The sequence below is a fragment of the Arthrobacter sp. 05T423 genome (genome assembly GCF_056396245.1).
The window spans coordinates 44828-56751 of the sequence record NZ_JBFTLC010000024.1; the positions used below are offsets into that span (position 1 = coordinate 44828).

The following is an 11924-nucleotide window of genomic DNA, read 5'->3' on the forward strand; positions in this document are numbered from 1 at the left end:
AGGCTGCGGACGAACTCGTCCACGTGGGCTGCCTCGGCCGCGGCCAGCACCTGCTCCCGGGTGGCGCCCTCCGAGCCGTAGGCGATGTTGTCGTAGTTGGTCCCGCGGAACAGGATCGATTCCTGCAGCACGATGGATATCTGCCGGCGCACGGTGGCCACCTGCAGGTCCCGAACATTGACGCCGTCGAGGAGAACTTCGCCTTCGGCCGCATCGTAGAGGCGCGGAATAAGGCTGACGACGGACGACTTGCCGGCACCCGTCGGGCCCGTGATCGCCACGACGCTGCCGGGCTCGGCCCTGAGGTCAATCCCGTGCAGCACATGCCGGTCGCCCTGATAGCCGAAGCTCACCGAGCGGAGTTCCACAGCCCCTGCCAGCCTCGGGGCCGGCCGGGCGCCGGGCCGGTCCGAGATGGCTGGTGCAGTATCCAGGATTTCCTGGATGCGCTCGGCGCTGGCCTGCCCCCGGCTGATGACGGTGGTGAGCTTGGCCAGGGACTTCATGGGTGAGTACAGGGCCTTGAGATAGGCGAGGAAAACGAGCAGCAGGCCTAGGGTCAGGCTCCCGTCCATCACCCGCTGGGCACCGATCCAGAGGACCAATACTGTGCCCAGGGTCGCGATGATATCGACCAGCGGCGAGAACAGGGACTGCAGCCGGATGACCCTCAGGCCGGCGTCGCGCCGCCCGTCATTCCGGGTGCGGAAGTCCTCCTCGTGGCGCGCCTCGCTGCTGTAGGTCTGCATCACCCGGACCGAGGCGAACGTCTCCGACATCGCGGCCGCGATGTCGCTGTCCCTGTTGCGAGCCTCTTTCGACGCGCCCTTGATGCGGCGCCGGTAGAACAGCACCGTGATGAACAGCAGCGGGGACACCGCCAGGCCGATCAGCGCAAAGGTCGGGTCGATCAGCACACAAATCGTGATGACGAACCCCAGGATGAAGATATTGGGCAGGAGCACGGACCGGATGGACACCATGAGCGCCCGGACGTAGTCGACGTCCGTGGTGGTGCGGGTGACGAGGTCGCCCAGCCGCTGCTTGTCGTGGAAGGCCAGTGACAAGCGCTGCAGATGTGTGAAGACTTCGGCCCGAATGGTGGCCATGGCCCTCTCGCCCACGCCGTTGAGAAGGCGGGTGCCGTGGTAGTCGACCCCTGCGTTGGACACAGTCATGGCAGGGCAGGGCCACCTCCATGGCGGCGACGAACACCACCAGGAGGGCGCCCCCTCCGAGCGCCCGGACATGCGGGGCTATGGCCGCGCGGAACCGCCAAAAGAACATCTCTCCCCCTAAGAACCGGCGGTCGCGGGCATCGCCCGAACGCTGCGCGTTGGGCGATGCTCTGAGACCGTCCAGGGATAGTCCCTGGTCGGGTTCACTATTTCCCAAAGAGCTTTGGGAAAGCCCTGCCGGAGCTTGGGGAAAACCTGCTGGCAGTCGGGAGCCCGTCGGCGTTTGTACCGTTTGGGGGGCTTACATCCGGGCTGTCACGGACTACCGTTTGCAAGTAGAGGCAATTCCAGCCCGAATGGCAGCAAAGGAGACCCCATGGGTGACGTGTGGATCCGCACGATCAGCCACAGTCTGGTGCGGGCCGACAGGGTCACGGAGATTGCCTCTTCCCGCGGCTCCGTCCATGAGGAGCGCGGGTATTCGATCAAGGCGGTGGCCGGGGGCAAGGCGTACATTCTCATCGACAACAGCGACCTTGAGGGCACCGCGAACGCACGGTTCGGGCATGCCAGCCGCATGCAGGCGGCACTGCTGCTCGCCGTGGACGCGGCAAGCACCGTCCCCGAGTCCATGGTGATCAGTTACGAACAGGACGGGGAGCGCTGGATCCTCACCCCGGCGTCGGACATTGCCGGCGCGTCCGTACCGGCCACGGCCGCGGCAAAAAGCACCTGAGAACGCGGTGCCTGACCGCTCGGTGCCTGACCGCCCGGGAGCCTAGCCTGACACCCCGATGGCATCCTCCGGTCCCACGAAGTCGCAGGAGCCCTGGTGGCGTTCGGGCAGGATGCAGGTCCGTCCGGTGGCCAGGTGCATGTTGCCGCAACGGCCGGCCAGAGCCACGTCCTCGCGGACGTGGAAGCTTCTGAGATCGGGCCGTTCCCCGCCGCTGACGGGGTGGTTGGAGGGAAGTGGCCGGGCGTCGTCGTCGGAATGGTTCATGTCTGGCGAACTCCTCGTCGAGTGGCTGCCCCCAAGACGCAAGGCCAGTCGTGCGGATCCAAGGTCTCCAGTGTCCCGCCGCGGGATTAACGGCGGGTTACGGGGCTGTTAGATCCGTTGGGCTATCGCGTCCCCAGACGGGATTAAACCGAGCAGCCCGCTACCCGAGGAGATCGTCCACGTAGCACCACCGCCAGTCCTCGCCCGGTTCGATGCTGCGCATGACCGGATGGCCGGTGGCCTGGAAATGCCGGGACGCGTGGGTGGCCGGCGAGGAATCACAGCAGGCGACGTTCCCGCACTCCAGGCACATCCGCAGGTGGACGGTGGTGGTGCCTTCGCGGATGCACGCATCACAGCGTGCGTCGCGGGGGGCCTCGGCGTCGCGGGCGACCTCCAGATGCTCGCAGTCGCCGCCCGGCCTGGCGCTGGCCCGGGATCCGGAAACGTCAGCCTCCTCGATGACGGCGTCAAGCATCGATTCTTCCACGTCGAGCCGCTCCAGGACGTTGCTCAGCACCTCGTGGGCGTAGTTCCCGCCGCTTCTCAGTTCGAGGACCTTCGCCCGTTCGGCCTCGAGCATGGCCAGCCGCAGCTGGGCGTAGCGCTGGCTGGGAGTGGCGGCCTCCGCCGTCGGCCTTCCGAGACGTTCCCACGCGGCCAGCCCGCGCTCCAGCGTCCGCCGCTTGAGCATGGCTACCACCTCGGGCAGGTCATCCTCGGTCCGCAGCTCGTGCAGCCGCTCCACTCCTGCTGCCGTGGCCTGCTGCGTCAGCGAGGCCTGCGCCAGTGCGTCCTCGCCCGGATCGGGGCCCTCCACCCGCAGCAGCCGCACCAGGGCGGGCAGAGTGAACCCCTGCAACGCGAGGGTGCCGGCCACCACCACCATCGCTGCCAGGATCAGCACGGTCCGGTGCTCGAGGTCCTTGGGCAGCGTGAGGGCAGCGGCCAGCGTCACCACGCCGCGCATTCCGGCCCACGAGATGATGGCAGGGTACTGCCAGGGCGGCGCCGGGTCCTGCCGGGCGACGGCCGGGATAAGCCTGGGCAGGTAGGTGGCCGGAAAGACCCAGACCGGCCGCAGCAGCAGCACGGCCAGTAGGATCACCGCACAGCCCGCCCAGATTCTGGCGGCGCCCAGCGAATCGTCCTGGACGCCCTCGATGATGGTCCGCACCTGCAAGCCGATAAGGAGGAACACGGAGTTTTCCAGCAGGAACTGCACGGTCTCCCAGTTGCTCCGCTGGCTCTGCCGGGCGGCCCCGTTGGGCATGGAGGGGGCTTTCGTCCCCATGATCAGGCCGGTCACCACCACGGCCAGGACGCCCGACGCATGGATCGCCTCCGCCGGCAGGTACGCCGCGAAGGGTGCCATCAAAGACGTCGTTGTATTGATGGCAACGTTGCGGATCCGCAGGCGCAGCTGGGTGAGGACGTAGGCTGCGGCGAGGCCCACCGCCAGCCCGCCGCCGGCGGCCAGCAGGAAGTCGGCGCCGATCTCCAGCACGGAAACGCTTCCTGCGATGGCGGCGACGGCCGCGCGCAGGCACACCAGGGCGGTTGCGTCGTTGACCAGCGACTCGCCTTCCAGGATGCTGACAATCCTGCGCGGCATCCCCACCTTGCGTGCAATGGCCGTGGCGGCCACAGCATCCGGCGGCGCCACCACCGCAGCCAGCGCAATGGCGGCCGCCAGCGGAATCTCCGGGAACAGCCACCAGACCACCAGGCCAACGACGATGGTGCCGAAGATGACATAGCCCGCCGAGAGCAGCCCGATGGCCCGCCGGTTGGAGCGGAAGTCGAACAGCGATGTCCGCAGTGCGGCGGCGTAGAGCAGCGGCGGCAGCAGCCCCACAAGGACGAGCTCAGGGTTGAGGTCTACGCGGGGCACGAACGGCAGGAAGGATCCAGCCACCCCGGCCAGCACCAGGAGCAGCGGGACCGACACGTCAAACTTGCGGCCCAGCGCGCTGACCGCGCAGACCACGGCGGCGAGTGCCAGCAACCCCAGGGCGACTTCCATGCGGCTATTCTCTCAACCGCTGCGGACTGCCCGACGGCGGGTGGCGACTTTGGTCAGGATGTTTCCGCACTCTTGGGCAGGGATTCAATGACGACGTCGTCAGCACCTTCCGCCGGATCCTGCGAATGCATGCGGATGTCGGTGGGGTCGGCCGTTTCATCACCTTCCGCAGGGGCCTCGCTGTGGATGCGCTGGAACGACTCCGGGTTTTCGCTCATGACTGCCGCTCCTCTGTTGCGGTTGTGTGCTGGGGGCCATCGATTAACCTTCATCTAGCTACTGCACCAGTCGGGCTGTCAAGAACCGGGACCTGTGCTCTGGCAGGGGATGTTGTTCTGTGCTGAACTGTTGGGGTTGCACCCGAAATGCCCCCTGCGGCAGCCAGCCGCGGCACTGCCCTTTTGCACCGTCGGCCCAGCCGGTTCGCACCGGCTATTGGGAAGGAACACCACTATGGCACCGTACAAGATCGGCTATTTCGTAGGAAGCCTGGCCAGCGGCTCCATCAATCGGACGCTCTCCGAGGCCCTCATCAAGCTCGCCCCGGAGGACCTTGAGTTCACCGAGATCCCCATCAAGGACCTGCCGCTGTACAGCTATGACTACGACGCCGACTTCCCGCCGGAAGGACGGGCCCTGAAGGATGCCATCGAAGGCTCCGACGGCATCCTCTTTGTCTCCCCGGAGTACAACCGCTCCATTCCCGGCGCGTTGAAGAACGCTATCGACTGGGGCTCCCGTCCCTGGGGCACCAACTCGTTCGCGCGCAAGCCCACCGGCATCATCGGCGCCTCGCCAGGGAGCATCGGCACGGCGGTGATGCAGTCCTCCATGCGGGCCGTGCTGAGCTTCCTCGACGCCCCGCAGCTGAACGCCCCAGAAGCCTACGTAAAGTTCAACCCGGACATATTCGGCAGCGACGGCGAGGTCAAGGACGAATCCACCGCGGCCTTCCTGCGGCACTACATGGAAGAGTACGGCGCCTTCGTCCAGCGCGTCCTGGCGGCCAACGCACCGGGCCACATCGGCGATCCGGAACCCGACACCCAGAAGCTCTCCCGCTAACTGGATCCCGCTTCCTCCCGCACCCCTCCTCTCGCCCGAGTTTTTGTCCAGATAATGGCCGCTCGGGGGCCTCGAAACCGCATTATCTGGACAAAAACTCCTAGCGAGAGAGGGGTTTCTAGAGGGGGAGGGGGACGAGGCCGCCGAGATGGCGGTACTTGTCGAGCCGCTGCGGAAGGAGCTCGGCCACTCCGGCGGCCGAGAGTGCGGTCAGTTCGTATTCGATCGCCTGCCCCAGGCGCTGGCAGAATGCCCTTCCCTCGAGGGCGGCGTCGCCTCGTTCGTCTACGACGTGTTCCACCATGCCGTGGGCGTAGAGTGAGGCGACGTTGACGCCCTGCGCCTCGGACATGGCCGGGGCGAACTCGGTGCTGCGGTGCACGATGGCGCTTGCCCCCTCGGGCGGCAGCGGGGACAGCCAGGCATGCTGGGCGGCGATGGTGCGGTCGGCCGGGAACAGCGCCAGCGCGCCTCCTCCGGTGCCCTGGCCCATCAGGACGGATACCGTGGGGGAGTTCAGGCCGATGAGGTCGTGGAGGGACCGCGCGATTTCGCCGGCGAGCCCGCCCTCCTCGGCTTCCTTGGACAGGGCCGCGCCGCCGGTGTCGATCACGGTCACCAGGGGGAGTCCGAGTTCCTCGGCCAGGCGCATGCCGCGGCGGGCTTCACGCAGCGACGCCGGGCCCATGGCGGTCTGCTGCGAGGGCCGCGGACGGGTGTGCCCGATCACCACGCAGGACCTCTGCCCGAAGCGGGCCAGTGCCAGCAGCAGCCCGGGGTCCTTTTCGCCCTGGCCGGTGCCGTTGAGCGGAAGCACGTCGCGGGCGCCGTAGGCCAGCAGCTGCCGCAGGTCCGGGCGGCGCGGGTTCCGAGAGATTTCAATCGATTCCCAGGCTCCGGCGTCGGACGGTTTCACGGACAGTGTCCGGGGCGGCCGGACCGGCGTGTTGGGGCCGGCGACCAGGATGCTCAGGGCACGGTCGACGACGTCGGACAGCTGCCACGGCGGGACCACCGCGTCCACGAGCCCCTTGTCGAAAAGGTTCTCGGCCACCTGGACGTTCTCCGGAAAGGGCGCACCGTAGAGAGCCTCGTAGACCCGCGGCCCCAGGAAACCCAGGAGGGCGCCGGGTTCGGCCACGGTGATGTGTCCGAGCGAGCCCCAGGAGGCCATGACGCCGCCGGTGGTGGGATGCCGGAGGTAGACGAGGTAGGGCAGGCCCGCTTGCCGGTGGGCCCTGACCGCTGCGCTGATCTTCACCATGGAGAGGAACGCGATGGTGCCTTCCTGCATGCGGGTGCCGCCCGACGCCGGTCCGGCCAGGAGCGGAAGCCCCTCGCGGGTGGCGCGTTCGACGGCGTTCACGATCCGTTCCGCCGCGGCGAGGCCGATGGAGCCGGCCAGGAAGCGGAACTCGCTGACAATGACGGCCACCCGCCGGCCGCGGATGAGGCCTTCACCGGTGAGGACGGATTCGTCGACGCCTGTTTTCTCCCGGACCGCCGCGAGTTCCTGCCGGTATTCGGGGGTGGGATCGGGGTCCGCCACCGGGGAGTCCCAGGACCGGTAGGAGCCGGGGTCGAGCACGGCGGCGATGAGTTCGGCGGCGTCCAGGTGCCGGACCTTCTGGCCTGTCCCCATGCTCAGCGGCCCTTCCTGGCAGCGGCGGCCGAGGCGGCGGCGTTGGCCGGGACGAGGCCGAGCCATTGGCGGATCTGATCGCCGTCCTGGTCCAGCAGCGGGGGAGCCGTGTGGGCTTTGAGCGTGGTTTCCGCGGTGTCCGCGGCGGCGAAGAAGCGCAGCGGCGGGCCCGGGAGGGTGACGTTGCCGAGGATCTTGTGGTCGACGTCTATCACCAGACCCTGGGAGTGGACCTGTTCCCATGCGTAGACCTCGTCCAGGGAGCGGACCTTGCCTGCCGGGATCCCGGCGTCGTTCAGCAGGGCGAGCAGCGGCTCCGCCTCGTAGTCGGCGAACACGCGCTCCACCTCCTCGATAACTTTTTCCCGGTTCCGGACGCGCTCTGCGTTGGACGCGAACTCCGGCCGGTCGGCGTCAATGCCGAATGCCGCGGTGAACGTGCGCCACAGCTTCTCGCTGCCCACGCTGATCTGCACGCGGCCCTGCCTGCAGTGGAACAGGCCGTAAGGGGCGATGGACGGGTGGTGGTTGCCCTGGGCCTTGGGGACCTCGCCGGCCACAGTGGCCCTGGTGCCCTGGAACGCATGCACACCGATGAGCGCGGCAAGCAGCGAGGTCCGGACGATCTGCCCCTGGCCGGTCCGTTCGCGCTGCAGCAGCGCCGCAAGCGTGCCGAAGGCACCGTACATGCCCGAGAGGAGGTCCGCGATGGGCACGCCCACGCGCTGGGGATCGTCCGGTCCTGAGCCGGTCAGGGACATCAGCCCGGCCTCACCCTGCAGGATCTGGTCGTAGCCGCTGCGGCGCGATTCAGGGCCGTCGTGGCCGAAGCCGGTGATGGACAGGACCACCAGAGCGGGGTTCAGCGCGTGCATTTCCGCGGCGGAGAAGCCGAGCCGGTCAAGCACGCCGGGCCGGAAGTTTTCGATGACGACGTCGGCGCGTTCGAGCAGTTCGCGCAGCACCGTCCGCCCGTCGTCGCTCTTCAGATCCAGTGCGATGGACTCCTTGTTGCGGTTGCAGGAGAGGAAGTAGGTGGCCTGGGGGTCGTCCTCGGGGCCGACGAAGGGCGGGCCCCAGCCGCGGGTGTCGTCTCCGGTGCCGGGGTTCTCGACCTTGATGACCCGTGCGCCGAGGTCCGCGAGCATCATGCCGGCGTGCGGGCCGGCCAGCGCGCGGCTCAGGTCCACCACAAGGTACCCGGCGAGGGGGCCTTCGGGCTGGGGTGTTGATTCAGGGGTCATGAGGGGAGTTCCTTACTCTTGCGTGGAGGGGCTGCTGGTGGTTCCGGGCCGGGCTACATCCAGCCGGGGAGCACCATGACCAGCCAGGCGATGGCGGGGCCGGCGATGACGACGATGCCGCTGTAGGCCAGGATCTGCTTGTAGAACTTGTCCTTGTCCACGTCCTCCAGGGCGTTGGCGAGGACCAGTGCGCCGTTGGTGGAGAACGGGGAGACGTCCACGATCGTGGCGGCGACGGCCAGGGCGGCGATCACGCCGACGGCACCGATTTCACCGGTGGACAGGAAGGGGACGGCCAGCGGGATGAGCGCGGCCAGGATGGCGGTGGAGGAGGCGAAGGCCGAGACGATGGCGCCGATGTAGCAGATCAGCAGGGCCGCGAGCAGGGGCATCCCGAGGTGGGCGACGCTGTCGGAGACGAACTTGATGGTGCCGGCTTCCTCGAGGACGCCCACGAACGTGAGCATGCCGCAGATGAGCAGGACCGTGGACCAGCTGATCTTGTTGATGGCGCCCTTCTGTGCCGCTGGCGAGACGAGGGCCAGGACCATGGCGATGGTGATCGAGACAAACCCGACGTCCACCTTGAAGCCCAGCGAGATGACCGCCAGGGCGATCAGGCCGGCAATGGTGACTAGCTGCGGAACCGTGGCACGGGCGCCGACGGCGTCGGCGGCTGAAGAGGAGCCTGCGGCGGAACCCGAGGTTCCCTTGCGGGCGACGCCGGAGGAGGAAATGTCTGAGCCGGAGCCCCTTAGGGTGACACCGGCGGTGCGGGCGCCGACGCTGACGGCCATCCGGGTTTCGGCGGCCTGCTCCACGAGCTGGCCGGTTTTGGTGAAGAGCAGTTTGCTGCCGCCCAGGACGATGAACAACACAACGGCGATGGCGAGGTTGAAGATGAAGCTGGCGAGGAAGATCGCCATCGGGCTGGCTTCCAGGTCCGTCTTGGCGATGATGCCGTTGACCGTGACGCCGTAGACGGCGATCGGGGAGAAACCGCCGGCCTGCGCCCCGTGGATGACCATCATGCCCATCATCAGGCGGTTGATCTTGTGCTTGGCGGCGAAGCTCAGAGCGATCGGGGCGATGATCGCCACGGCGGCGGGAGACAGGGCTCCGACGGCGGTGATGAGCGCGGTGATGGCGAACATGATCCAGGGGATCAGCGCGACTTTGTTACCCACCAGCCGGACGGCGCCGCGGACCAGCAGGTCGATGGTTCCGTTGTTCTGGGCGATCGCGAAGAGGTAGGTGACCCCGACGATCGTCAGGAACAGGCCTCCGGGGAAGTTGGCAAGAATGTCGCTGGTGGACATTCCCAAGACCACCGAGCCCAGCAGGAACGCCCCTACGAAGGCCAGGGCGCCCATGTTCAGGGGCAGCACGGTGGCCAGCAGGAACATCACGGCCAGGATGATGATGGATAGGACGGGAGCGGACATCGTTGTTCCTCCGGGATGAGAGTTTTGATGTGACGTGGCTTACTGGCTCACTGGCCTAGCCTCCTAGACACTAGGTGACTTTGTCAATACTCCTCCGCTAAGCTAGACCGAGAAACGCCGGAAGGACGCGCATGCCCAGGAAGACAGCAACGCAACAGATCTCCCGCGTCGCCCGGCCCCGGCTCTACGAACAGCTCGTGGAGCAGCTCATGGACTTCATCGAGTCCGCGCAGCTAGGGCCCGGCGACACCCTTCCCGCTGAGCGGGACCTGGCCGAGCGGCTGGGAGTCTCGCGGGCCACGCTTGCCCAGGCGCTGGTGGCACTGGAGGTCCTCGGCGTGATCGACGTGCAGCACGGCACCGGTGCTGTCCTCGTCTACCGGCCCAACATTCCCTCCGTGCTCAAGGGCCTTCGCGAACACCGGAGCCGGCTTCCCGAGATTGTCGAGGCCAGGAGCACCCTTGAGGTGAAGCTGGCAGAGCTTGCTGCCGAGCGGCGCACCGACGCGGATATGAAGGCCATCGACAAGGCACTTGACGTTATGGCGGAAGAAGTGGCCTCGGGGGCCAAGGGGGCCCACGGCGATGAACTGTTCCACCAGGCCGTCACCGCAGCGGCGCACTCCGGCGTGCTGGCCCAGCTCATGACCTTTATTGCGGAGATGATCCTGGAAACGCGGCTCGAATCGCTGGGCCAGCCCGGCCGGCCGGCGCAGTCCCTGGCGTCGCACCGGAAAATCGCGGACGCCATCCGGGCCCAGGATTCCGGCGCCGCCGCGGCCGCGATGCTGGACCACATCACCCTCGTGTCCGACGTCGCCCTGCTGAAGTAAGCACGTGAAACCGTTTCTGCTGCTCGCATCGCGGGCCGAGGAGGTTGCCGCGGAGGACGAATACGAGGCCTATCTGCGCTTTTGCGGGCTGGAGCCGGACCAGCTGAAGAGGATCCGGATGGAGCGCGCGCCGCTGCCGGAGCTGGACCTTGACGACTATTCCGGCATTATCGTCGGCGGCAGCCCGTTCACCTCGAGCGACCCTCCCGAGAAGAAGAGCGAAGCCCAGCACCGTGTGGAGCGCGAATTGTCCGGGCTGCTGGACCGGGTCGTGGCGGAGGACTTCCCGTTCCTCGGTGCCTGCTACGGCGTGGGCACCCTGGGCCTGCACCAGGGCGCCGTGATCGACCGGACCTACGGTGAACAGCTGGGCGGGGTGACCATCAGCCTGAGCCCGGAAGGACTGGAGGACCCGCTGCTCGCCGGCCTGCCGGCGCAGTTCACTGCGTTCACTGGCCACAAGGAAGGGTGCACGGTGCTGCCACCGGACGCGGTGTTGCTGGCGAGCTCAGCGGCGTGCCCGGTGCACATGTTCCGGATCAAGCAGAACCTGTACGCCACGCAGTTCCATCCCGAGCTCGACGCCGAGGGGCTGGTGACAAGGATCGACATCTACCGCCACGCCGGATACTTTCCGCCCGAATCCGCGGAGGAGCTGATGGCGGAAGCCCGGACCTTCACAGCCACCGAACCGATGAAGATCCTGCGGAACTTCGTGAAGCTCTACGGCAACTAACTTCGGGGCCGGCGCTGTCGCCGCAATCGGTGCAGTGCCAGCGTGACCGGAGAAGCGACTCGGTCCGGGCCTTCGGAGCTGTGGTCGGCGGACTACCAATAGGACTGCCGGCAGCCCTTGGATTCCCATTGACTTCGGCCTGTGGAGGTCTACGGTTGAACTACGTCAACATCGATCTGTTGCGTGTGTGTGCGGCGAGGGGAAGCCACACCAAGAAATGCGGCTGTTGCACGGTCATGACTCGGCGGCAGCCCGCACCTCGCCAGCGTGAGGCTTCTCCCCGAAGCCGCCTTCAAATTTCAGGTCTCAACCAAATCTGCAGGTACCATCCATGACCGCCAATTTCATTACAGCCCTTGCCGTCAAGTCTTTCGATGAACCGGATAAGAAGAGGTGCCCGGACAAAGCCGAGGTGGACCTGGTCAGCGTCAACGACTTCTCCGTTGCCCGGCTGATCCTCGCCCCCGGGTGGCGCTGGTCCGAATGCACCAAGCCCACGGAACAGACGCCCTTCTGCCAACACAACCACCTGGGGTTCTGCCTGTCCGGTGTGATGGAGGTGGAAACACCCGAGGGTGACCGTTCCTTCATCCGGGCCAATGACACCTATGCGATTCCGCCCGGGCACGACGAATGGGTGGTGGGCTCCGAGCCGTTCGTGGCCGTCGAATTCCTCGGTGCGGCGTCGTTCGGGCGGCCTGTCAGCCGTGGCCTCCACGCCAGAATCTGAGTGGCTCGCATCTGAACCCCGG

The 11924-nt window shown here is 67.1% G+C and carries 11 protein-coding genes and 1 pseudogene; 5 read left to right on the forward strand and 7 right to left on the reverse strand.

Translation table 11 applies throughout. The features are described 5' to 3' along the window. Positions 1-38: 38 nt before the first annotated feature. A pseudogene (locus AC1DFE_RS16610) lies at positions 39-1250 on the reverse strand (ABC transporter ATP-binding protein); the annotation flags it as partial. A gap of 304 nt (positions 1251-1554) precedes the next feature. Here AC1DFE_RS16610 and AC1DFE_RS16615 point away from each other — a divergent pair. Then, positions 1555-1914: a hypothetical protein gene (locus AC1DFE_RS16615; RefSeq protein WP_476906976.1), complete on the forward strand. Its 360-nt coding sequence runs from the start codon at positions 1555-1557 to the stop codon at positions 1912-1914. A 42-nt stretch (positions 1915-1956) separates the two neighbouring features. On the opposite strand, the gene AC1DFE_RS16620 is transcribed toward AC1DFE_RS16615, so the two are convergent. The 3 genes from AC1DFE_RS16620 to AC1DFE_RS16630 form a co-directional block, all read right to left on the reverse strand. Then, positions 1957-2181, reverse strand: a complete 225-nt coding sequence (locus tag AC1DFE_RS16620) for a hypothetical protein (RefSeq protein WP_476906977.1) — start codon at positions 2179-2181, stop codon at positions 1957-1959. 160 nt (positions 2182-2341) lie between these two features. Further along, positions 2342-4207 (reverse strand): Na+/H+ antiporter, encoded by a 1866-nt coding sequence (locus tag AC1DFE_RS16625; protein ID WP_476906978.1) that lies wholly within the window; start codon positions 4205-4207, stop codon positions 2342-2344. 53 nt (positions 4208-4260) lie between these two features. After that, positions 4261-4425: a hypothetical protein gene (locus AC1DFE_RS16630; protein ID WP_476906979.1), complete on the reverse strand. Its 165-nt coding sequence runs from the start codon at positions 4423-4425 to the stop codon at positions 4261-4263. A gap of 235 nt (positions 4426-4660) precedes the next feature. Between AC1DFE_RS16630 and AC1DFE_RS16635 the strand changes: the two genes are divergently transcribed. Next, positions 4661-5272, forward strand: a complete 612-nt coding sequence (locus AC1DFE_RS16635) for an NADPH-dependent FMN reductase (protein WP_476906980.1) — start codon at positions 4661-4663, stop codon at positions 5270-5272. A 118-nt stretch (positions 5273-5390) separates the two neighbouring features. Here AC1DFE_RS16635 and AC1DFE_RS16640 read toward each other — a convergent pair whose 3' ends face one another. From AC1DFE_RS16640 to AC1DFE_RS16650, 3 genes are read right to left on the reverse strand one after another with little or no spacing between them, the layout of a single operon-like run. Continuing rightward, on the reverse strand, positions 5391-6914 hold the full coding sequence (locus tag AC1DFE_RS16640) for a carboxyl transferase domain-containing protein (RefSeq protein ID WP_476906981.1): 1524 nt from the start codon (positions 6912-6914) through the stop codon (positions 5391-5393). A 2-nt stretch (positions 6915-6916) separates the two neighbouring features. Continuing rightward, entirely contained in the window at positions 6917-8158 is a 1242-nt protein-coding gene (locus AC1DFE_RS16645; protein WP_476906982.1) for a CaiB/BaiF CoA transferase family protein, read from the reverse strand. 53 nt (positions 8159-8211) lie between these two features. Next, on the reverse strand, positions 8212-9603 hold the full coding sequence (locus AC1DFE_RS16650) for an SLC13 family permease (protein WP_476906983.1): 1392 nt from the start codon (positions 9601-9603) through the stop codon (positions 8212-8214). A gap of 131 nt (positions 9604-9734) precedes the next feature. Between AC1DFE_RS16650 and AC1DFE_RS16655 the strand changes: the two genes are divergently transcribed. The 3 genes from AC1DFE_RS16655 (at position 9735) to AC1DFE_RS16665 (ending at position 11902) form a co-directional block, all read left to right on the forward strand. Continuing rightward, positions 9735-10436, forward strand: coding sequence for a FadR/GntR family transcriptional regulator (locus AC1DFE_RS16655; RefSeq protein ID WP_476906984.1), 702 nt, complete (start codon positions 9735-9737; stop codon positions 10434-10436). 4 nt (positions 10437-10440) lie between these two features. Further along, positions 10441-11172: a glutamine amidotransferase gene (locus AC1DFE_RS16660; RefSeq protein WP_476906985.1), complete on the forward strand. Its 732-nt coding sequence runs from the start codon at positions 10441-10443 to the stop codon at positions 11170-11172. A 331-nt stretch (positions 11173-11503) separates the two neighbouring features. Beyond that, on the forward strand, positions 11504-11902 hold the full coding sequence (locus tag AC1DFE_RS16665) for a cupin domain-containing protein (RefSeq protein WP_476906986.1): 399 nt from the start codon (positions 11504-11506) through the stop codon (positions 11900-11902). Positions 11903-11924: the final 22 nt, after the last annotated feature.